This is a genomic window from Bradyrhizobium sp. UBA2491 (assembly GCF_002341725.1).
In the GTDB taxonomy this organism is placed as follows: domain Bacteria; phylum Pseudomonadota; class Alphaproteobacteria; order Rhizobiales; family Xanthobacteraceae; genus Bradyrhizobium.
This window is the reverse complement of the sequence record NZ_DDOP01000057.1, coordinates 862-23,059: the sequence shown is the minus strand read 5'-3', so window position 1 is coordinate 23,059 and position 22,198 is coordinate 862. Positions and strand designations below refer to the sequence as shown.

The 22,198-nt window shown below is 64.0% G+C and carries 20 protein-coding genes; 4 read left to right on the top strand and 16 right to left on the bottom strand.

Annotated elements, in window-relative coordinates; genetic code table 11:
* Positions 1 to 34: 34 nt before the first annotated feature.
* From B2W55_RS18750 to B2W55_RS18740, 3 genes are all read right to left on the bottom strand, one after another.
* Positions 35 to 1,027, bottom strand: a complete 993-nt coding sequence (locus B2W55_RS18750; protein WP_024582348.1) for an ABC transporter permease — start codon at positions 1,025 to 1,027, stop codon at positions 35 to 37.
* Entirely contained in the window at positions 1,024 to 2,604 is a 1,581-nt protein-coding gene (locus tag B2W55_RS18745; RefSeq protein WP_100555088.1) for a sugar ABC transporter ATP-binding protein, read from the bottom strand. Before B2W55_RS18745 ends, B2W55_RS18750 begins: the two co-directional genes overlap by 4 nt.
* Positions 2,605 to 2,887: 283 nt before the next feature.
* A complete protein-coding gene (locus B2W55_RS18740) occupies positions 2,888 to 3,100 on the bottom strand; it encodes a hypothetical protein (RefSeq protein WP_145987190.1) in 213 nt (70 codons plus the stop codon).
* Between the two features lie 310 nt (positions 3,101 to 3,410).
* Between B2W55_RS18740 and B2W55_RS18735 the strand changes: the two genes are divergently transcribed.
* Complete coding sequence (locus B2W55_RS18735) at positions 3,411 to 3,923, top strand: hypothetical protein (RefSeq protein ID WP_024582350.1); 513 nt, start codon at positions 3,411 to 3,413, stop codon at positions 3,921 to 3,923.
* Between the two features lie 74 nt (positions 3,924 to 3,997).
* Here B2W55_RS18735 and B2W55_RS18730 read toward each other — a convergent pair whose 3' ends face one another.
* From B2W55_RS18730 to B2W55_RS18720, 3 genes are all read right to left on the bottom strand, one after another.
* The gene (locus B2W55_RS18730) at positions 3,998 to 4,762 is read right to left on the bottom strand and encodes an enoyl-CoA hydratase/isomerase family protein (protein WP_024582351.1); all 765 of its coding nucleotides are present in this window, start codon (positions 4,760 to 4,762) and stop codon (positions 3,998 to 4,000) included.
* Positions 4,763 to 4,976: 214 nt separating this feature from the next.
* Positions 4,977 to 5,246, bottom strand: a complete 270-nt coding sequence (locus B2W55_RS18725) for a DUF2312 domain-containing protein (protein ID WP_024582352.1) — start codon at positions 5,244 to 5,246, stop codon at positions 4,977 to 4,979.
* Between the two features lie 493 nt (positions 5,247 to 5,739).
* Entirely contained in the window at positions 5,740 to 7,335 is a 1,596-nt protein-coding gene (locus B2W55_RS18720) for a sensor histidine kinase (RefSeq protein ID WP_160306770.1), read from the bottom strand.
* Between the two features lie 176 nt (positions 7,336 to 7,511).
* Between B2W55_RS18720 and B2W55_RS18715 the strand changes: the two genes are divergently transcribed.
* On the top strand, positions 7,512 to 8,117 hold the full coding sequence (locus tag B2W55_RS18715) for a response regulator transcription factor (RefSeq protein WP_024582354.1): 606 nt from the start codon (positions 7,512 to 7,514) through the stop codon (positions 8,115 to 8,117).
* A gap of 31 nt (positions 8,118 to 8,148) precedes the next feature.
* On the opposite strand, the gene B2W55_RS18710 is transcribed toward B2W55_RS18715, so the two are convergent.
* The 3 genes from B2W55_RS18710 to B2W55_RS18700 all read right to left on the bottom strand — a co-directional run bounded on the left by B2W55_RS18710 (position 8,149) and on the right by B2W55_RS18700 (position 13,780).
* A complete protein-coding gene (locus B2W55_RS18710) occupies positions 8,149 to 8,547 on the bottom strand; it encodes a hypothetical protein (RefSeq protein ID WP_145987189.1) in 399 nt (132 codons plus the stop codon).
* Between the two features lie 692 nt (positions 8,548 to 9,239).
* On the bottom strand, positions 9,240 to 12,479 hold the full coding sequence (locus B2W55_RS18705; protein WP_024582357.1) for an efflux RND transporter permease subunit: 3,240 nt from the start codon (positions 12,477 to 12,479) through the stop codon (positions 9,240 to 9,242).
* Positions 12,480 to 12,541: 62 nt separating this feature from the next.
* Positions 12,542 to 13,780: an efflux RND transporter periplasmic adaptor subunit gene (locus B2W55_RS18700; RefSeq protein WP_029879400.1), complete on the bottom strand. Its 1,239-nt coding sequence runs from the start codon at positions 13,778 to 13,780 to the stop codon at positions 12,542 to 12,544.
* On the opposite strand from B2W55_RS18700, the gene B2W55_RS18695 reads away from it, so the two are divergent.
* Together B2W55_RS18695 and B2W55_RS18690 are read left to right on the top strand one after the other, a co-directional pair.
* Positions 13,767 to 13,928 (top strand): hypothetical protein, encoded by a 162-nt coding sequence (locus B2W55_RS18695; RefSeq protein WP_157817273.1) that lies wholly within the window; start codon positions 13,767 to 13,769, stop codon positions 13,926 to 13,928. The two genes, B2W55_RS18700 and B2W55_RS18695, sit on opposite strands and share 14 nt — an antisense overlap.
* Positions 13,929 to 14,014: 86 nt before the next feature.
* Positions 14,015 to 15,592 carry an efflux transporter outer membrane subunit gene (locus B2W55_RS18690; protein WP_024582359.1) on the top strand — a complete coding sequence of 526 codons (1,578 nt, stop codon included), beginning with the start codon at positions 14,015 to 14,017 and terminating at the stop codon, positions 15,590 to 15,592.
* Between the two features lie 50 nt (positions 15,593 to 15,642).
* On the opposite strand, the gene B2W55_RS18685 is transcribed toward B2W55_RS18690, so the two are convergent.
* From B2W55_RS18685 to B2W55_RS18655, 7 genes are all read right to left on the bottom strand, one after another.
* Positions 15,643 to 16,341, bottom strand: a complete 699-nt coding sequence (locus B2W55_RS18685) for a YoaK family protein (RefSeq protein WP_024582360.1) — start codon at positions 16,339 to 16,341, stop codon at positions 15,643 to 15,645.
* Between the two features lie 9 nt (positions 16,342 to 16,350).
* Positions 16,351 to 17,760: an alginate export family protein gene (locus B2W55_RS18680; protein WP_035636150.1), complete on the bottom strand. Its 1,410-nt coding sequence runs from the start codon at positions 17,758 to 17,760 to the stop codon at positions 16,351 to 16,353.
* A 73-nt stretch (positions 17,761 to 17,833) separates the two neighbouring features.
* Complete coding sequence (locus B2W55_RS18675) at positions 17,834 to 18,733, bottom strand: hypothetical protein (RefSeq protein ID WP_024582362.1); 900 nt, start codon at positions 18,731 to 18,733, stop codon at positions 17,834 to 17,836.
* A gap of 38 nt (positions 18,734 to 18,771) precedes the next feature.
* Positions 18,772 to 19,197: a DoxX family protein gene (locus tag B2W55_RS18670; protein WP_024582363.1), complete on the bottom strand. Its 426-nt coding sequence runs from the start codon at positions 19,195 to 19,197 to the stop codon at positions 18,772 to 18,774.
* 1 nt (position 19,198) lies between these two features.
* On the bottom strand, positions 19,199 to 21,079 hold the full coding sequence (locus B2W55_RS18665) for an amidohydrolase (protein WP_024582364.1): 1,881 nt from the start codon (positions 21,077 to 21,079) through the stop codon (positions 19,199 to 19,201).
* Positions 21,076 to 21,354, bottom strand: a complete 279-nt coding sequence (locus B2W55_RS18660; protein WP_024582365.1) for a XapX domain-containing protein — start codon at positions 21,352 to 21,354, stop codon at positions 21,076 to 21,078. Before B2W55_RS18660 ends, B2W55_RS18665 begins: the two co-directional genes overlap by 4 nt.
* A 29-nt stretch (positions 21,355 to 21,383) precedes the next feature.
* Complete coding sequence (locus B2W55_RS18655; protein ID WP_024582366.1) at positions 21,384 to 22,031, bottom strand: hydrolase; 648 nt, start codon at positions 22,029 to 22,031, stop codon at positions 21,384 to 21,386.
* Positions 22,032 to 22,198: the final 167 nt, after the last annotated feature.

Sequence of the window (22,198 nt, the reverse complement as noted above, 5' to 3'; positions counted from 1 at the left end):
GGCGACCTTGCCCCTACACTTTCCAGATCGTGCTCTAGCGTTTCGTGAAGGCGACCGCGGCCACGATGATCGCCCCCTTGATGACGAGTTGCATCGGCGAGCTGACACCAAGCAGCACGAGGCCATTGTTGAGCGTGCCGATGATGAGGCTGCCGAACAGCGTTCCCAGGATGTAACCGCGGCCACCGAACAGGCTGCAACCACCGAGGATCACGGCAGCGATGACGTCGAGCTCCATCCCCTGTACGACGTCGGGCCGTGCGGCATGGGAGCGCGCCGACAGCACCAATGCTGCGAGCCCGGCCAGCGCGCCGGTCAGCACGAAGGCCGCGGTCGTCACCCATTTGGTGTTGATGCCGGAATAGAGCGCTGCGGTCGGATTGCCGCCGACCGCATAGATGCGGCGACCGAACACATTGTAGTGCAGCAGCAGGACGCCGACGACCATCGCCGCCAGCGTCCAGGCGATCGGAACCGGAATGCCCAGGAAGGTGCCTTCGCCGAAGATCGCGAAATAGGTCTCGTTGGTGATGATGACGGGCTTGGTGTTGGTCACCATCATCGCCAGTCCGCGCGCCATGCTCAACGACCCAAGCGTCACCAGGAAGGACGGGATCGAGAGCTGCGTGGTCAGGATGCCATTCAGCAGCCCGACCAGCGCGCCGGTGCCGAGCCCGGCGACGGCGCCAACGATCCAGCTATTGTAGATCTGGCTCATCGCCAGCGCGGCCGCCATTCCCGATAGCGCCAATGTCGATGCGACCGAGAGATCGATCTGACGCGCGATGATGACGAACGTCATGCCGACCGCGATGATCGACACCAGCGTGGTCTGGCGTCCGATATTCAGGAAATTGTCGACCGAGAGGAACCAGGGCGACGACAGGCTGAACACGACCAGCAGCACCACGAAGGCGATGTACAGCATGTAAGGCCGCTCGCCGCGCAGCAGGTTCTGCAAGAGCTTGCGGCGTCGATCGGATCGGGTCGGCGAAGCGACGATATTCGGCGCGGTCAGTTCGGTCATGCGGGCAGCTCTTGCAATTGGCCTTGTCCGGAAGCCTGATAGATCTGAAGGAGATGATGAAGCTCCTCGGCATCGTCGATTTCCCCGCGCACCAGCGTCTGGGCGACGCATCCGTCGACGACCACCGAGATACGGTCGCAGAGCTCGATCAGCTCGACGAGATCCGACGAGACGATGAGGACGCCGGTGCCGTCGCGGGCGGCATTGCGGATCACACCATAGATTTCCTCGCGGGCGCCGACGTCGACGCCGACGGTCGGTTCGTCCAGCAGCAGCACGCGCGGCCGCGGCTCATTCCATTTTCCGAACACGACCTTCTGCTGGTTGCCGCCGGACAATGTCCTGACCAGGCTGGATGTGCCCTGCGCCTTCACCGACAGCCTGGCGACCGCAGCCTCGGCACGCCGGGCGGCAGCGCGGCGCTGCATGAAGCCCCAGCGCGAGAAATGCGGAATCCGCGGCAGGGTGATGTTGCGCTCGATCGAATGGTCCAGCACCAGGCCCTGCACGTGTCGGTCTTCCGGCACCAGCGCGACGCCGTGCTCGATCGCGTCGGCCGGGCTCTTCGGCAGCCAAGGCCGACCCTCGATCTCGCATCTGCCGCTCTGCATCGGCCGAAGCCCGAATATCGTCTCCAGAATTTCCGTGCGCCCGCTCCCGATCAAGCCGGCGAGACCATGGATCTCACCCTGCATCACCGACAGTTCGACAGCGGACAGCCGGTCGTTGGACACGCCTGACAGCGACAGCGCGGGCGCTGGATTGAGCGGACGCGTTGCCGCGCGCTCGGTACGCGACGCGGCCGGCATCAATCGATCGGTGCCGATGATGGCGTTCACCAGCCGTTTCATGTCGGTATCGGCGGTGACGAACGTCCCGGCGTTGGCACCATCGCGGAGCACGGTGACGCGCTGCGAGACTTCGAAGACCTCGTTGAGCCGATGGGTCACATAGATCACGCCGACGCCGCGGCGCGTCGCCTTCCCGATCGCATCGAACAGAATGCGGACTTCATCCGAGGTCAGCGAGGATGTCGGCTCATCGAGGATCAACAGCCGTACCTCGCCCATCAACGCCTTGGCGATCTCCGTCATCTGGCGGTAGGCGAAGGGCAGCGAACCGACCGCCGCACGCGTATCGAGGGGAATACCGAGCTCGCCCAGGAACGCTTCGGCCTTGGCGACCAGTTCGCGCTTCCGGACAAAGCCGAACCGCGCGCGCGGCTCGCGGCCGAGCAGCAGATTGTCAGCGACGCTGAGCGACTCGACGAGACTGAGATCCTGATAGACGACGGCGATCCCGGCCTCGCGCGATCTTGCCGGGCTGTCGAACGCCACCGGTCGGCCGGCGATCTCGATGCTGCCGCTGTCGGCCGCATGAACACCGCTGAGGATCTTGATCAGCGTGGATTTTCCGGCCCCGTTCTCGCCCAGCAGCGCGTGCACCTCGCCGGGACGGACCTCGAGATTGACGTCGCGCAGCGCCCGCACGCCGCCAAAGCGCTTGTTGACGCCGCCGACCATCAACAGCGACGTCGACGGCCGAGGCCCTGCCGCGATCGAACCGGACAATTCCACTCCCTCCCGTCAGCCGCGCGACCCGCTGATGCGATGATGACATCGTGTTATTTTTACAACTTATTGTGTTATAATTCTATCACCTTGGAGACCCTGTCAATGGGAGATCGCGCTGCCGGGCGCTCGAATTGGGGCAAGGTCGCTATTCAGCGGCGCGGAAAGAGCCGGTCCTGCTCAGGACATGAGTGATCCAATCCGCACGGGGATCGCCACTGCCGCTGCTGCAATTGCGCAGCGCAGGGTCGGGTCGGCGAGCCGCCCCGACCGCACCACATCTGAGATCTCAAAGCCCCGGCCATCCCAAACCACCGGGACACTGCGCGGCGGACAAGTCCACCCGCAGCGCGCAGCGGTGCAAGGGCGCAGCGGCGGCTTCCGAGGCATGGAAAATGGGCGTCGCATCAGGCCGGACATCGCAGGCTTCGGCGAGACACGCGACGGTGCCGCAGCGCCTGATGACTTCGCGAAGGTTCACCGCGGTGAACGGTGCAGTCATCGCGAATGTCCGCACAATTCAGGCACGGAATGGTCCGACGCGCGCATCGCGCTCATCGGCGATCGACGGCTCGATGGCAGGTTGCAAGCCATCGCGATCAGAAGATCCCCCGGCCTCCCGCGCGGCCGCTTTTCCGCTTTCCGCAAACAATAGTCTCCCTCGCCTGCCCCGAACCGCGTATACAGGAGATCATCGAATCTATTTGAATGCCCATTTGATTTACCACTGTTGCGGCTGTCGGCATTTTGCATTCCACGGACCGCCTTGCACATCGATTGCAACGGCTGGCGAGGGCGACTAGGAAGCTTTTATGAGCAACGATTCTGACCAGGCATGGCAAGGCCATTCGCCGTCAACTCCCTTGGCCACGCCCCGCCGCCGTTGGCCATGGGTCCTGCTGTTGTTGATCGTCCTTGGCCTCGCAGGCGCGGGCGCCGTCTACGCCTGGCCCGAAATTGCGATGGTGGTCCCCTCTCTCGGCCGGGAGGCGGCAGGCAAGGACACGGCCGCGGGCGACAAGGAAGCGCTGCCGGACCTGCTCGCGAGCCACCAGAAGGTTGAAGCAGATCTCGCCACACTCGGCCGGGCGGTCGCGGACCAGCAGGAGCAGTTGAAGACGATCGTCGACCAACTGGCGGCCCTGACCTCGAAAGTCGACGCACTGCAACGTTCCGCTCCAGCCATGGCGCCGGCGGCACCGGTCGCCGCCGAGCCGCAGCGCCCCCCTGTCGCGCAGGCCGCCCCGAAGCCGAGGAAACCGCCGGCCGCTCGCGCCCCGAAGCCGGCAGGCCCGATTTCGACCGGCGGCGCTCCGCTCAACTAGCGCCTTTCCCGTTCCGATGGAATCGGAGGGCTACGACACAGGACATCGAAGCAGGCTCCAAGAGCCAACCCGAATTACCGGGATTTGTTCTTAAAGGCTGCGATACGTTCCTGCATATCGGGGCCACGGCCCCGGCTCTCCAGAATTTCCCATTGCAGGCCCGCGTCGAGCGGCAGGCCGTCCGTTGCATCAAGCAGGCTCTTGTTCGCGGCGTGGGAAAACGCCGAGTTCTGCGCGATGCGCTCCGCGAGCGATTGGATCTCCGCGTCGAAACGATCGATCGGGACAATAAATTCAGCCAACCCGATGCGCACAGCCTCGGACGCGTCGATCATGTCAGCGGTGAACATCAGTCGTTTGGCGGTTGCGACGCCTACGCGCCGCGGTAGGCGCTGGCTCATGCCCCAGACCGGCGTCAGGGCCCACTTCGCGTGGGTATCGCCAAAGCGGGCGTTGTCGGCGGCGACAATGAAATCGCAAGCCAAAGCCACTTCTAGCGCCCCGGTGTAGCAATGACCATGCACGGCGGCGACCACCGGCTTCGGCAACCTCTCCAGTAACCGCAGCGTCTCGCTATGCCATCCCTTTGAAGGAGGCTTCTCGCCGGCGCCGATATCCGCGAGGTCGTGTCCGGCCGAGAAGCATTTCCCGGCGCCTCGCAACACCACGCAGCGAATGCGTTCATCATCACCGAGAGCGGCGACGTGCTCTCGCAGCTCCCTGAAAAGGTCGACCGTCAGCGCGTTCAGCTTGTCAGGCCGATTCAGCGTGAGCTGTGCCCAGCCATCATGGTCATCGCGCATGACAAGCGCATCAGCATTCGAGGCGCCAGGCTTCATTCGAGGTTCTCCGGTGCGAATTCAAAAGCTCTGTCAGCAGCGATTGAACGGTAGCTTTCCACCATCCTAGAGCTGACCACTAACATCCTGACCGAACCGCCCCGGTGGTTCAATAGATTCAGTCCGGAAGCCGTGCTCGATCGTGACCATCATGCATCGGCCACAGCCGGAGTGAGAGACACTCCGGCTCGACCGACAGCACGGCCTTCGGACGTCAAGCCGCTTTCGCAGCCTTGTCCGCCGGCGCCGTTTCCATGGCGCGCATGTAGAGATCGAGCAGCGATTCGCGCTCGTCGCGTTCGTCCTGATCCTGCTTTCGCAGCTTGACGATCTCCTTGAGGATCTTGACGTCGAAGCCTTCGCCCTTGGCTTCCGAGAACACTTCCTTCTTCTGCTCGTTCAGTTCCAGTAGTTCCGCGTCCAGATTTTCGATTCGCTCGATGAAGGAACGAATTTTTCCGCCGGGAATGGTGATGTCAGACATGGTGCCTCTTTGCTGAATGAGGTCGTGAAATTGAAAGCAAAGTGATAACCAATGTCTTAAGCTGCGGGTCTGCTGTCGCAATCAGCCCGCGCGGAGACGCACCGTTCTCTTGGCATCGTCGATGCGATCAGCCACCGATCGACAAGACTTTGCGACCTGTCAGGAAGCGCCGGACGTACCAACGCGACTGTCACGAATCCAGCGGTTGGACGGCAATTGTCACAGTTTACGGCGGCATTTGTTCGCCGCCTAATCGATCAATCGCTGCACGATCGACGACCGTGGCAAAGCCCGCGGCCGGTTTCGGCTACGCAGCCAGCACACGCCCATCCAGAAACCGGGGCCACGCCGATGGGAAAGTCGCGCAGGAAACGACAGTTGAAATCCGTGAAGGCGGAGCTTCGGAGATTCGAGCGATTCGCGAAAGCGGGACACGAGGCCGGCCTCCTCGTCAGCTGGGATTGCTATGTCCGCTACTTCAAGAATCCATCTCTCAGGTGTGGTCCGGTTCGGCGGCGGCGAACTGCGATCCGGCCAGACGCCGCGGTTTGACCACACGCGAGAGCGGCAGACGGATCGTGAAACAGGATCCCTCGTCCTCCTTGCTCTCGACGCCGACGCTCCCGCCATGCAGCTCGGCAACGATCTTGACCAGATAGAGGCCGACGCCGGTGCCGACGATTCCGGACACATTGCTGCCGCGCGTGTAACGGTCGAACACGCTCGCAATGTCTTTCCTGGGAATGCCCATGCCATGGTCGCGGACGGCGATCGCGACTTGGTCGCCTTCGATCGCAGCGGCGACTTCGATCAGGCTGCCGTCGGGAGAATACTTCAGGGCATTGGAGATCAGGTTCCCGAACATCTGGAACAGCAGTTTGGCATCGCCGAGCACTGGCAGCGACGTGGCGCCAAGCGCCTGATGGATGTTTGCCTGCGCAGCGACATCGCGATGGAGCTGGCAGACCTCATCGAGGATCACGCGAAGGTCGATCTCGACAGGGTGGAAGTAAAGCTGGGTATCGCCATCGACGAGGCGCGAGGAGTTGAGCAGCTTGTCGATCACCGTGGTCATCCGCAGCACCGCCTTGCGGATCTTGCCGGCGCGCTCGGCGATCTCCGCGCCCGTCGTCACCTGACTGGTCTTGGCCAGACGCTGCGCCTGCGCGTCGATCACGGTCAGCGGCGTGCGGAATTCGTGCGAGGCCATCGACACGAAATCCTGCTGTAGCTGGTTCAGCCGCTGCTCCTGTGCCAGCCGTTCCTCCAGCATGGTTGCCTGCTGCGACAGCGAACGCTGGCTCAGCATCAGCTCGATCGCATTGGTGCGAAACACGACGAGCGCGCGGGCCATTTCGCCGATCTCGTCGATCCGATCCGCCCCGCGAATTTCGATGTCGGTGTCGTTGCCCGCGAGCTGGCGCATGCCGCCGGCAAGTTCCAGCAGCGGCTTCGAGACGTAGCGCTTCACGTAGAACAGCGCCGCCATGATCAGGACCGCTGCAATACCCATCGCGACGAGGATCAGCGCGCGCGAATTCCTGTATGCGGCGTCGGCCTCGTCGCTGGCGGCGGCCGCGCTTGCGACGTTGAGACGGGTGACGCGGTCCAGCGCATCACTGCTCGCGTCGAAGGTGGATTGCGAGGTCGTCCGGTAAAGGTTGACGGCTTCCGACACCTGTCCGGTCTCGTAGAGCTCGAGGACCTCGTCCACGATGCCGCGATAGGCCGTCCAGCCTTCCTTGAATTTGGCGTAGAGCTCGGCCGCAGCCGGCAACTTGCGGAGACTTTCGTAGTCCTTCTCGGCCTGCTCGACGGCCCGCCCGAGGCTCTCGATCTCCTTCTTGCTCGACCCCGCCTCGTGGCTCGCGGACAACAGATAACGCCCCTCCGCGGCGCGGAAGTCCGACGTGAAGTTGTTGAGGTCCCCGATCGCGCGCGTGCTGGGCAGCCAGACGTCCCGGACGTCCGCCGCCGCCCGGTTGAACTCGCCCAGGCGTTCGATGCTGAACAGGCCCAACGCCGTGATCAGCAGGAAAAAGAACAGAAATACCAGGGAAAGGAGGTAGTTGAGCGAACGCCTGCGCATCATGTGACCCTGGGTGCGATCACCGTCTCTGCGGCCAATCCATCCGAACTTGTGGGAATTTCATCACAGGCTTTCGCGCATGGCCGCTACTGTGATTTATCACATTTGCCTCGTTCCGGGATACATTTTAAGGCTGCGGCGAGCCTGTTCGAGCTGTTCCGGGCCAGAGGCGAAGTATGGCGGACATCAAGAAGAAGATTCTGTGCATCGAGGACGATCGCGAGACCGCAGCCCTGATCGCCGAGGAGCTGCTCGAGCGCGGTTTCGAGGTCACCCTGGCCTATGACGGCGGCGAAGGCTTTGCCGCCATCTTCAAGACGATGCCCGACCTGGTGCTGAGCGACATCAACATGCGGGTGATGTCGGGCTTCGAAGTGCTCGAGCACTTGACCAAGATCGCGCCCCGCTTCAACAACATGCCCTTCGTCTTCCTCACTGCCCTGACCGATCGCCGCAACGAGTTGAAGGGACGCGAGCTCGGCGCCGACGACTATGTCACCAAGCCGATCGATTTCGATATCCTGGCGTCGATCATCAACGCACGGCTATCGCATGTCGCGCGAACCGATGTCTGGGCCAAGGAGGCGCAGTTGAACGACCGCGAGATCGAGACCCTGACCTGGGTGGCGCGCGGCAAGACCTCGGCCGAAATCGCCAAGATCGTCGGACTGAGCAAGCGGACAGTCGATTTTCACGTCGACAACGCGCGGATCAAGCTCGGGGTCGCGACCCGGACGCAGGCCGCGATCAAGGCAGTCACGGGGCGGCTGATCGAGCCTTGAGCTGCCGCTCCCGATCCAGTGATCGCGGCATTCACGGCGGTTGCTTCCCCCTCGTCCCGCTCGCCTGTCCGCCTGTCCGTCGGACTGACACGAGCCGCTCGACATATTCGGTGGCGGTGGCCGGAAGCCAATCGCCGCCGATCTTGCGCAGTTCGTCCGAGGAGGCAGCTGGGGCCGTGATGTCGTCCAGTAACTGTGCGTAGGCATAGAGCGCCCGCACCTCGACATGCCGGGTGCTCTCGGCAAGCTTCCGGAGAATCCTGGCGGCAGTCAGATTGCCTTTCCGCAACGACGCATCGGCGGCGCATTCCAGTTCGAGGCGGAGGATTTCACGGATCTTCTCCTGATGCCCCCGCTCCATCGCCGGCGACGTCGTTCCGGATTGTTGGTTAGGCACGACCGACCTCCTCCGCGACGAAGCTTCGCTCATTGCCGATCACCCGATCGATACATTGGTTCATTGCCGGATCTTCAGGGATGCCTGGGCGAGAAGCTGCTCCCGCTGAGGGCGCCGGTGGCGCCCTTCGGCAAGCTGCCCACCGCCGCAGTCCTTGCGGCAGGTCGCATCAGGTCCGTTCCGCTGATGCCCGGCGTGCCGACGCCAGCCGATGCGGAAGGGCTTGGCGCGCGGGTGGCTGACGGCACCTTCGCGGACGGGAGGCCGGCTCCCTGCTTGATCGCTGCCGCGGCGCCAGCCGGGGACACTACGGCCACCGCGTTCGCAGCCGGGACCTGCGGCTTGCCGACCGGCCGCGGCTTCGCGGCAACCGCAGCGGGAGCAGCGACCGGCAACCTGACGGGGCTGATTGGCGTCGCGCCTTTTGCGCTCTTGCCCTTTGGGGCAAACGCCGTGTCGACGTCAACGCTGCCGCCTTTCGCGCTCCCTTTGTCGGGTTTCGCCGCATCGCCTGTCGACGCGGTGCCTGCGCCGCCGCTCGGCGACGCCGAACCGCCGCCTGCGGAGGTCCCACCGCCGCCCTGACCGGAGCCCGAGGCCGCCGTCGTCGCTCCGCCGGCATCCTGCGCGATAGCCGGCTCAGTCATTGTCAGGGCCAGTATGATCAACAGGGATGAACTCGCTCTCATGACGATCTCCTCAAGCCACACGACAGCGCCACCCGATCACTCGGCCGGCGCCAGGTTCTGCGCGCCGCCCGCGCCCTCCGCCTCGCCCTCGCGGCCGAGGAACATCATCCGAAGCGCCGGCACGACCACGAGCAGCATGATCGGCCCGATCAGCATGCCGCCGACCACGACGGTTGCCAGCGGGCGCTGCACCTGGCTGCCAATTCCCGACGAGATCGCCGCGGGCAGCAGGCCGATGCAGGCCGACATCGCAGTCATCAGCATCGGCCGCATGCGCTGGGTCGCCGCATGGAACATCGCCTCGACCCGCGGCATGCCGCCGGCCAGAACCTGGTTGTAGTAGGTGATCATCAGGATCCCATCCATCACCGACACGCCGAACAGCGAGACGAAGCCGATCGCGGCCGAGATGCTGAAGTCGAGGCCGGACACGTAAAGCGCGACGATGCCGCCGGCGATGGCAAAGGGAATGCCGGCCAGGGCCAGCAGGCTGTCCCGCAACGAGTTGAACAGGCCGTAGAGCAGCACAAGGATGATCAGCAGGCTGATCGGCACCACGAATTCCAGCCGCTTCTTGGCGAGTTCGAGATCCTCGAACTCACCGGCCCAGACGATGCGATAGCCGACCGGCAGCGCGACGTTCTTCGCGATCCGCTCCTGCGCTTCCGCGACCGTGCCGCCGAGGTCGCGGCCACGGACGCTGAACTTGATGGGAAGGAAGCGCGTGCTGGTCTCGTGATAGATGTAGGAGGCACCGGTATCGAGCGAGATGGTGGCGAGCTCGCGCAGCGGGATATAGGCGTTGGCGCCGCTCGCCGTGCTGTAGCCGACCTTGATGTCACCGACCGATTCGAGGCTGTCGCGGTAGTCGTGATCGAGACGGACGGAGACCGGGAATTGACGATCGCCCTCGAGCAGCGTCGTCGCCTGGGTGCCGCCAAGCGCCGCCTGCACCACTGTGTTGACGTCGCCGGTGTTGAGCCCATATCGCATGGTCTTCTCGCGATCGATCTTGATGTTGAGATTGGGCTGGCCGAGCACGTGGAATACGCCGAGATCGGTCACGCCGCGGACCTTCTCCATCTCGGCCTGGACCTGGGTGGCCAACTGCTCGAGGACGGCGAGATTGGGCCCGAGGATCTTGACCGAATTGGCTCCCTTCACGCCGGAGATCGCCTCCTCGATGTTGTCCTGGATGTACTGCGAGAAGTTGAACACCGCTCCCGGCAAGGCGTCGGTGAACTCCTTGTTCAGCTCCTCGATCAGCTTCTCCTTGGTATAACCGGTCGGCCATTGGTCGAACGGCTTGAGCGGCGCGAATATCTCGACATTGGAGAACGGCGAGGCGTCGCTCCCGTTGTCGGGGCGGCCATGCTGGGTGACCGCCGTGATCACCTCCGGATGCGTGAGCAGGATTTCGCGCAGCCGCGCCGTCGCGGGCGTGCCGGCATCGAGGCCGAGCGACGGCGGCATCGCCACGCGGATCCAGAGATTGCCCTCCTCGAGATGCGGAAGGAATTCGCTGCCGAGCCGCGTTCCCATCAATCCGATCAGCCCGAGGAAAACCAGGCCGACCACGACCATGGTCTTGCGGTGAACCAGCGACCAGTGCAGCACCGGCTCGTAAATCTTGCGCAGGACGCGAACCAGGATGGTCTCGGCCTCGTGCACCTGGTCAGGCAGCAGATAGGAGGCAAGAACCGGCGTCACCGTGAACGTCGCGATCAACGCGCCGGCCAGCGCATAGGCGTAAGTACGCGCCATCGGTCCGAAGATCTGCCCCTCCACGCCCTGCATGGTGAAAAGTGGCACGAAGGCCGCAACCGTGATCAGCGCGGAAAACAGGATCGCCATGTCGACCTGTAACGCGCTGGCAAGGATCAGCCGCAATCGGTCGGTCCAGACATTGGTGGCGCCGATCCGCTCGCGGGTCGGATCGTCGCCCCACCTTCCATCGGCGAGATAGCCGAGGGTTTCCTGCCGCTGTTCCGGCCGCTGCTGGAAATTGCGGAACACGTTCTCGACCAGGATGACCGCCGAATCCACGATGATGCCGAAGTCGACGGCGCCGACCGACAACAGATTGGCGTCCTCGCCCATCAGCACCAGTATGATGACGCTGAAGAACAGCGCGAACGGAATGTTGACGCCGACGATGATGGCGCTGCGCAGATTGCCCAGGAATATCCATTGAATCAGGAATACCAGCGCGCAGCCGAAGACGAGGTTGTGGACCACGGTACGGGTCGTCACCGACACCAGCGTGCTCCGATCATAGTAGGGCACGAGCTTGACGCCGGGCGGCAAGGTGCCGTCGCGGTTCATCTGTTCGACCACGGCTTGCACTTTCGGCAACACGTCGTTGGTGTGCAATGTGCGATTCATGACGACGATGGACAGCGCCACGTCGTCCTCATGGTCGCGGCCGGCGATGCCGAGCCGCGGCACGAACCCGACTGCGACCTTGGCGACGTCCTTGATCGTGACCGGCACGCCGTTGAGCTGCGTCAGCACGATGTTTTCGACATCCTGGGTCCGATAGCCCTGCGTCAGGTCGTCGGTGCCGCCGGAATCGATCAACCCGAGCCCGCGAATGTTGACCGATTGCTGGCCGACCGTGATCTCGCGGCCGCCGACATTGATGTTGGAATTGCCGAGCGCCGTGATGATCTGCGGGATCGTGATGCTGTAGGCGTCGAGCTTGTGGAGGTCGACGTCGACATTGTACTGCTTGGTGGTGCCGCCCCACGAATTGACCTGAACGACGCCGGGCACCGAGAACAGCCGGCGCAACACCACCCAGTCCTGCACCGTGCGCAGGTTGGTCAATCCGAAATGCGGCGGTCCGACGATCTGATAGCGGAAAATCTCACCGGTCAGGCTCGATTGCTGGATCTGCGGAACCTGGTTCTGCGGCAGCGTGACGTTCTGCTGCAAGCTCAGCGCGGCTTGCGTATAAGCCGCGTAATAGTCGATGCCGTATTTGAACGTGACGCGGACGAAGGTCAGCCCGTAGAACGAGGTCGAACGGATATTCTCGACGCCCGGCGTCGGATAAAGCCCGATCTCCATCGGTACGGTATAGTAGCGCTCCATTTCCTCGGCCGAGAGGCCCGGAGCCTGCGCCGTGATCTCGAGAATGACCGGTGCCGGATTGGGGTAGGCCTCGATGTTGAGTTTCTGGAACGCCAGAAAGCCCGCGCCGATGAATACGAGCAGCCCCAGCAGCACGATCGCGCGGCGCGCCAGACCAAATGTCAGAATTCCCTTGAGCACCGCAGGCCTCTTCCTATGTCTTCCGTCCGCGTATTGTGGGCAGCAATTCAGTGCGGGCGGCGCTAGCCGCCGGCCTGCCCGATCGCCAGCATGTTGCTCAGGAACAGCGCGCCATCGGTGGCAACGAGTTCGCCCGGCTGAAGGCCTTCGAGGACCTGACGCATCCCGTCCTTCTGATCCCCAGTCTTCACGATGCGCTGCATGAAGCGCTTGCGGTCCGTCGTGACCCACACGGTCATGGTCCCGTCGCCGTCCCGGACCACGCCGCCGAGCGGCACGGCCACTGAGCGCACCGGTTCACCGGTCTTGATCGAGAAGCGCGCGAACATGCCGGAGCGCAGCTCGTGCTTCGGATTCTCGATGTCGGAGCGGATCAGCATCCGGTGCGTGTTGGGATCGACATTCGAGTTGATCGTCGAAATGTGGCCGCGGAAGACTTCGCCGGGGTATGCCATCACCTCGACCTTGACGTCCTGCCCGACGTGAATCGCCGAGACGTCGCTCTCGGCGACATTGGCCAGCATCCACATGGTCGACGTGTCGGCTACCGAGAACGGCGCCGGAGCGTTGCCCGGCTGCACGAACAGCCCGGGTGCAGCGCTGCGCGCGGTGATGCGGCCGTCGATCGGGCTCTTCACCACCAGCTTCGGGTCGGCTCGCCGCTCCTTGACGATCATGTCGATCTCGGCCTCGGTCTTGCCGAAGATGCGAACGGCATCGCGCGCCGCCTTCTGCGCGCCTTCGGCCGCCTGCTGGTCCGACACCGCCTGTTCGAGGTCTTTCTGCGCGACGGCCTTGGTCTCGTAGAGCAGCTTAAGACGATTGAGCGCCCGCGTCGTCAGTTCGAGCACGCCGGCCGCCCCGATCAGGGTCGAGCTGGCCGACAGCAGGTCGGGGCTGTCGATCGTGAACAGCACCTGGCCCTTCTTCGCGTCATCGCCAACCTTGGCGAAAGCTTCGAGGATGCGTCCCTGGTACGGGGTGAAGACCTGTAGGGTCATGTCCTCATTGAAGTCGATGCTGCCGACCGCGGTCCTCTCGATCGGAAACTCCAGTTCGGTCACCGGCTCCACCTTGACCGTCGACATCTGCTTGCTGTTGAGCTCGACGCTCGGGACACCGCCGGTCGCGCCGGTCTTTACGCCCGCCGCGTCCGTCTTGGCGTTGGCGTCCGGGCTCACGAGCCCGGCCCCGGCGCGCAGCCAGTGCTGGAGATAGTTGACGGAGTAGGCTCCTGCGAGGAAGCAGACTGCGCCGGCGACCACTCTCGCGACGATCGTTCTGGACTTGGCGTTTGCCATCGGCGTGACCCATCTGTCCGCGGCACCGGTGCGCGGCCTGTTCGGAAATGCCGCCAACAATGCCTCGCCGCTTCCGGCATTTCACTGTGACGAATCCCAATTGCAGGCCGTGACAAGTCGCAGTTTCGCGCAGAACCAACTGCTCTAGCGTTCGGGCCTCGTTGACTCATGCGAGTGAAGCGGCGGCGGCATCACCATGGCTGCCATCGCCTGCTCGGGGCGATCGGGGTTGCAATGCTGAACTATCGTTGTCTGGTCGCCGCGCCGTTCGCGGCAATGATGTTGTCCGGCTGCGCGGTCGGCCCCAACTTCGTGTCACCGCCGACGCCGGACGTCGCGCGCTACACGCCCGAACCGCTGACGTCGCCCCACCCTGCCGTCGAACCGCCGCACGTCGCCTCCCAGCGCTTCATTCCGGGCGCGGACATTCCGACACGGTGGTGGACGACCTTCCGCTCCAGGCCGCTCAACGAGCTGATCCGCCTCTCCGTCAACCACAATCCGACCTTGCAGGCGGCGGAGGCCGCGATACGGGTCGCGAACTACAACGCGCTGGCGCAGCGCGGCCTGTTCTTTCCGCAGGCGGGCATCAACTACACGCCGTCCGACGCGTTGCAGTCGAACAACATGACGTCGGATCCGTCGAGCCAGACGCGCCTCACCCTGCATACCGCCCAACTCAACATCAGCTTTGTCCCCGACGTCTGGGGCGCAAATATCCGCGCCGTCGAGAATCTCGACGCGCTCACCGAACAGGCTCAATTCCAGCTCGAGGCCGCTCATCTCGCGCTAACCGCGAACGTCGTCACCGCTGCGATCCAGGAGGCGTCGCTGCGGGGCCAGATCGTCGGCACCGAACGCATCATCAAGATCGAGCGCGAGATCCTGGACCTGCTGCAAAAGCAGCTCGGTGCCGGTCAGGCCGCGATGACCGATGTGCTGGCGCAGCAGGCGGCGTTGGCGCAGGTCGAGCAGACCTTGCCGCCCCTCAAGAAGCAGCTCGCGATCCAACGCGACCTGCTCACCGCACTTGCCGGGCAATTCTCGGCCGACGAGATCTTGCAGAAGTTCGACCTGAAGCAACTCGCGCTGCCGCGCAATCTGCCGGTCAGCCTGCCCGGGGCGCTGATCAGGCAGCGCCCGGACGTCAGGGCGGCCGAAGCCTTCATGCATTCGGCGAGCGCGCAAGTCGGGGTTGCGGTCGCCGCGCGACTGCCGAATTTTACGATCACTGCCAACCCGGGCAGCGCGGCGACGACGCTTGCCGGGCTCTTCACCCCGGGGACCTATTTCTACACGGTGGCGGCAAGCGCAACGCAGCCGATCTTCGACGGGTTCACCCTGTACCACAAGCAGAAGGCAGCAGAGGCGGCGCTCGACCAGGCCGACGCGCTGTACCGCCAGGCGGTAATCACCGCGATCCAGAATGTCGCCGACGCCCTGCGCAGCCTGCAAGCCGACACCCCGGCGGTCCAGGCCGCGATCAAGGCTGAACTCGCCGCCAAAGACAGTCTCGAGCTGATCCAGAAACAGCTCGTGACCGGCCTGATCAACCAGGCGACGTTGCTGACCGCCCAGCAGGTCTATCTCAACGCGGTGATCACGCGCGTGCAGGCCGAGGCCGCCCGGCTTTCCGACGTCGCCGCACTGTTCATGGCACTCGGCGGCGCCTGGCCGAACAATTGTCCAACCCCGGACTGGCGTGCCTGCATCTTCGACGAGGCCGAGGCGCAAGGCGACAAGCGTGTCCCCGACGGGGGTGACGACTTCCACAAGCGCGCCGCTGCCGCCCCCGCGTCGGGCGTACTATGAATGCCCCTCCGACGCGCCCAAGAGCATGCCGTTCATTCACGGTTTTCCATCTACGTCTTGCGGCTCTCCGCCTCCGTCGTCATTCGGAGGAACAGGCTGACGCAAGCCAGCGCCGGTGGAAGCACGAAGCACCAGACGCCGAACCGCGCATAGAGCAAAGCCGCTGACGCGCAACCGAGGGCGAAGGCAACGATGTTGGTCGACATCCGGGCAAGCCGGGCGCCGGGCGTCCCGGTCTCGGGCTTCGGTCCCTGCAACATGTCGGCGAGATCGATCATGATCTGGGTCGTCGTTCCCGTCATCAGCGTCGACGGCGGCGCACTGGCCAGATGAATCCGGTGCGCGGCATTCTGGATTGCCATGGCAGCGACCAGCACCATGCCGGTGACGACGGCCGGGACGGCATCGCCGTTGGTGAACGGACCAAAATGGATCGCCAGCGCGGCGCCAATCACCAGGAACGCGAACTTCACGCCGAGAATGATCTTCAGGGCCGGTAATTGGCGCCGGATCAGCGCGGTGCTGAGCAGCCGCGCCAGAATCACAACAAGGCAGAACACCGGCAGCGCCAGCAGCTTGGCTACGGCGCCGGACGTGCCGAGCACCAGCGACGCGCCAAGCGTGACGAAGTTGCCGGTGACGTGGGCGGTGAACAACCCCTGCAAAGCGAGGAAGCCCGCAGTGTCGACATAGCCCGCGTTGAGGCTCAGCACCAACGGCAGTAGCGGTCGAAACAAGTCTCGGGTCATGCGTCCCACTCAAAGTGCATATTTGAGCTCGATACCAAGATAGTCGCTGTCATGACCACCGGCGCGCAGGATGGTGTCGCCGACCTTGTAGTGCACCGCCTCGATCGCTCCGGTGAGATGCGCGTCGAATTGATAATCGACCCGCAATTGGGCGTACACGCCGGACCACGCCGAACCCGTGCCCGCCGTATTCGCCACGGGGATATTCGGTTGCACATAGATCGCATCCGCCGTCGTTTCGCGCCACTGCAATCCAGCCGCCGCCATGATGGACAGACCTTGAATGGGCTTCACGGTCAGCGACGGCTTCAGATGGATCAAATTGGTATAGCCGGTGAAACCGGCCAGCGTGAAGTAGTAGCCGTTGGGAAACAGCGGATTGAACGTACCGATCACGTTGTCGCCGGGATGATGGTCTCCGGAGGCGGCATCGAACTGGAGGCCAATCCGCGGCTGCCAACTGGTCTGCTCGAACGTATAGCCGGCCCGGGCGCCGACGCCCCAGGCCCGGATGTCCTTGGCGCCGACCGTGCCGAGCTGGCCCATCGCCTCGAGATCCCAGTCGAGCTGCTGCCATTTTCCGGCAAAGCGGCCGTCGAACACGTGCCGCTTCTCGTCACCGCTGGCGTCGAGGAAGCGAACATTGTCGCGCCCGTAGTAGGAATAATAGGCCGACAGTTCGTCCTTCCCGAACACCAACCGCTCGACGCGCAGCGTGTGGAAACGGAAATGGCTGTTCGAGGTGTCGTCGAACGGCTGGATGTTGTTGTACTGGACCGGCTGGCTGACGAACCCGATGAAGCGCCACGATCCCGTCTCCCAGTCCGCCCAGGCGGCATCGAATGACTGGCGGACGTTCGGTCCGTCCCGCGACGAGACGAAGCGCTGCAAGTCGAAGGCGAAGTCCTGGCGCCCGACTCGCGCCTTGAAGGTCCCGGCTTCGGTCGCATTCACATAGGCGAGGAACGCCAACCGCAGATCGAGCGGGTTCTGGTCGACCGGCGAGATGACGTTCTTGTCGAAGGCACGCGCATCCTCGAGCTGCACGAACATCTGCCAGTGCTCGTCGAAATGAACGTCGACGTGGAATTGCAGCCGCTGCAGAAGATAGTTGTCGGCCTTGTTGCCCGAGGTGCCGAACGCCTGCGCGTCGACATGCTCGAATCGTTCGCGCAGCGTCAGGCCCAGTGAAATGAAACTCTTCGGATCCCAGGGCGACAGCGGGATGTATTTGATCGGGTCGAACACGTCGGTTCGCAGTGCGGAATTGGCCAGCACCGACCAATCCTCCTGCCAGCGGTTCATCTCGATCGCTGGTCGCGCCGGCGCGGCGTCCTCGGCGACGGCCGGGCTGGTGAGAAGACAGCCAGCCAACCCCAGCGCGACATAGCTGCCGCTGATCGTCCTCCCCCTCACCATCGGCACGCCCGGGTCATCTGTCTCACCGCAAGCCTGGCGGCTTGCCCCCCGCTACACGGTAGCACGAAGCCCGCTACTTTGCGGCGGCGTGGATCTCGGCGACATAGCCGCCCGGAAAGCTGACCATGACCGATCGCCGATGATCCGAAACATACGGTTCGACCAGAACCGTCGCGCCGGAAGCCTTTGCTTTGCCGATGACAGCGTCGAGATCCGAGACCTCATAACCGGTCATCTCGCGGCCATAGGGATAAGGGAGGTGTCCATCGGTGACGATCACGGTCATCTTCCCGAACACGGACTCGAGGCGGATGCGGCGGTAGGTCTCGTTCGGGCGTCCGATCTCCGTCGCGGAAGCCTTCTTGTCGTCCGATACGATCTTGCCGCGCGAGAATCGCAGGAAGCTGCCGACGAATGCGTCGGCGCGGTCGGGCGAGACATAGACCCGGTTTTCCGGCACGGTCTGGAATGCGGCGTAGTTCGGCTTGGTCGTATGCCAGTAGAGCTGCATGTTGACGCCGCCCGGCCACTGGATCACGACGTCGCGCCCGATCGGGTCGGGAAAGGTCGCGACCACCACGTCCGCTCCCGCAGCCCGCGCCGCCTTCACTGCGGCATCGATGTCGGTGACGAGATATCCGGTCCGCTCGGCCCCGAACGGATAGGGTATCGGGGTTTTGAACCCGAACAATGAGACGGTCCCGACCGGTGTCTGCAACAGCTGCGACGTCGTGCTGCTCGGCGTCGGCGTGACCGTCGCGACCACCTGCTTGGTGCTCTGGCCCCCGAAGGTCGCCAGGAAGCTCGCCACGAATTTGTCGACGTCGTCGGGCGCGACATAGACATGGGTGGTGTCGTATTGCGGCCCGACGCCATAGACCGTGTGCGGAGCCGGTTCGCGTGCGAACGCGACCTGCGGCAGCGACAGGGATGCGGCGAACAGCAGTGCTGCGAACGTTCTGGACGAAATCACGGGACATCTCCTCGAGGCAGTGTAGAGATCGGATCGGCTCACGCCGGCTTGTCCTTGGCAGCGGTCATCGCGACCAGGACCAATCCGGCGATGAGACCAAGATGCTCGAAGAACGCGTTGAGCGCCATGAAATGCTCTCGGCCCTGCAAGGCCCAGAAATTATTGGCGGTCAGCATCGCGATCCACGTCAGCACGCCAAGGCCACCCGCGCCGAACCAGACCCAGCGCCCGGCCACCACCAGCGCCGAGCCGCCAAGTTCGACGATGATGGCAAGGCCCGCCCAGAGCCAACCGGGACGTAGCCCGAAATGCTCCTGCTCGGCGATCGCGCCCGCGAAATCGAACAGCTTGGTGAAGCCGCCGATCAGATAGGCCGACACCAGCGCAAGCCGGACCGCAGGCCATAGCCCCGGCCACGCCAGGATGCCGCGGATCAGCGACGGCGTATCGGCGCGAACAGACATATCAGACCGCCCAGCAGGCACAGCCGAGCGCGCCCCAGAACGACTTGAGATCCGACGCGGGGATCCGGCTCGACCAGGCGCGGGCATGATCGTGACCATGCACCGAACACTGGCTGGCGCAACTGCACGCGCTGAAGGCCATCCGCGACGCTGCGGAAGTCTGCCCTTCCGCGTCACCCCAGGCGCCGTATCCCCCGAAGGTGCGCACCGGCGACCAGTCGGGCATCGCCGGCGGCGGCGCGGCATCGTCGAGCGACTTGAAGTCACCGGCGCCATAGACCACCCTGCCGCCGACGATCGTCAGATCGCTGGTGGTGTCAGCGATCTCGGCCTCGGCGCAGGAGAAGTAATCCCGATCCGGGACCACCAGATCGGCGAACTGGCCAACCGCGATGCGCCCCTTTCTTCCCTCCTCGTTGGAGAACCAGGTGACGTTCTCGGTCCACATCCGGAGCGCCGTCTCGCGATCGAGGCAGTTGCGCTGCGGCGTGATGCGAAGTCCGCCGACGGTCTTGCCGGTGACCAGCCAGGCGAGCGCGACCCATGGATTGTAGGAGGCGACGCGCGTCGCATCGGTACCGGCCGACACCTTGACGCCCTTGTCGATGATCTTCCGTACCGGTGGCGTCGCTTCGGCCGCGCCATAGCCATAGCGCTCGACGAAATATTCGCCTTGATAGGCCATCCGATGCTGCACGGCGATGCCGCCGCCAAGCGCGGCGATGCGATCGATCGACTGGTCGGAGATGGTCTCGGCATGGTCGAAGAACCAGTGCAGACCGTCGAGCGGCATGTCCTGGTTGACCTTCTCGAACACGTCGAGGGCGCGCGAGATGGTCTCGTCATACGTCGCATGCAGCCGCCACGGCCATTTGTTCTGAACCAGAATGCGGACGACCTGCTCGAGTTCACCCTCCATTTCCGGAGGCATGTCCGGCCGCGCCACGCGGAAATCCTCGAAATCGGCCGCCGAGAACACCAGATTTTCGCCCGCGCCATTGTGGCGGAAATAGTCGGTGCCCTGCTGGTACTTCGACGTCCTGGTCCAGTTCAGGAAGTCGTCCTTCTCGGCCTTCGGCTTCTGGGTGAAGAGATTGTAGGCCAGCCGGATCGTCAGCTGCCCCTCATCCGACAGCTCCTGGATGACCGCGTAATCCTCCGGGTAGTTCTGGAAGCCGCCGCCGGCGTCGATGGCGCCGGTCACGCCGAGCCGGTTCAGCTCGCGCATGAAGTGCCGGGTCGAATTGACCTGATACTCGAACGGCAGCTTCGGCCCCTTCGCCAGCGTCGCATAGAGGATATTGGCGTTCGGCTTGGCCAGCAAAAGCCCGCTCGGATTGCCTCTGGCGTCGCGCATGATCTCGCCGCCCGGCGGCTCCGGCGTCTCCCTGGTGTAGCCGACGGCGCGCAGCGCGGCGCCGTTCAGCATCGCACGGTCGTAGAGATGCAGGATGAAGACCGGGGTGTCGGGTGCCGCGGCATTGAGTTCGTCAATGGTCGGCAGCCGCTTCTCGGCGAACTGGTGCTCGGTGAATCCGCCGACGACCCGGACCCATTGTGGCGGCGGGGTGATCGCGACCTGCTTCTTGAGCATCGCCATCGCGTCGGCGAGCGACCGAACGCCGTCCCACCTCAGCTCCATGTTGAAGTTGAGGCCGCCACGGATGATGTGAAGGTGGTTGTCGATCAGCCCCGGCAGGATCCGGCGTCCGCGCAGGTCGATCACCTTCGTCGCCGGACCGGCGAGCTTCATCACGTCGTGGTCCTGTCCGACCGCGGTGAAGACACCATCCTTGATCGCAACTGCGCTCGCGGCCGGATTGCCGCGGTCGAGCGTGGTGAAGAGTCCGCGATGCAGGATGAAATCCGGCACTGCCGTCATGAGCGCGCCTCCGTCTTGTCGGCCGCATTCGCCGTGCCATGCCGGCCGGGCAGCGCGCCGAAGATGTGTGAAGTACAGTTTTCCTTGGTCCATGCCGCAGCCAGAGCCGATCCCGAAAGCAGCTGCTTGCCGACCGGAATGATCTGCTCGCCGACCAGGATGCCGAGCAGCCCGACCAGCGCCACCAATGGCGGCGCCGGAGAGCGGACGTCGAGCAGGCTGTAGATCACGCCGACCAGCAGGCCGGCGCCCAACGACAGCAGATACATTTTCATGGCATGGTCTCGCTTCAGGCAGCCTTGGTTCAGGCCGCTTTGCCGCCTTCGGACGCGTGTTCGCCCAACGCCCATTTCGAGAACCGGATCTGGATGCCGTAGGGCGAGTGCGCACGCAGGATGTCCATGACGCCTTCGTAAGTCTCCTGGCGCGCCCAATCCTGTTGCAGCTCGAACAGGTATTGGCACGACGTGATCGGAATGGCGCCGGCCTGAACCGCGCGGTCCATCGAGCGGTTGTGTGCCTCGATCGAGAGGTCGCCGCAAGCATCCGCCGGGATGTAGATCTCGTAGCCTTCCCTCAGCATGTCGAGCGTCGGAAACATCACGCAGGCTTCCGTCCAGAGGCCGGCGATGACGAACTTCTTGCGCCCGGTCGCTGCGACCGCCTTGCGGAAGCCGGCATCGAGCCAGGAGTTCATCGAGGTGCGATCGACGATGTCGTGGTTCGGGAACAGCTCGGTGACTTCGGGCATGAACGGCCCGGAGAACGTATCCTTGGCCACCGTCGTGAGCACGGTCGGAATCTTGAACAGCTTGGCCGTCTTGGCCAGGATCTGGATATTGTTGAACACCACCAGCCGGTCGTGCGACTGCACGCCCTGGTACATCGCCGGCTGATAGTCGATCAAGGCAATGGCGCTGTTCTGCGGGGTGAGCATTTCGAGCTTCGACATCATGGTCTCCTTGGTGGAATCAGGCCGCAGCCGACGAGGCTGAGAGCCACATGGATCTGGAGAAAGACAGGCGTCGGGATGCCCCACGTCATCTCGAATCCTCCCCGGGGGTCCTGAGTCAGCCCTTGATGAACGCCAGCAGATCGGCGTTGATGGTCTCGGCCTCC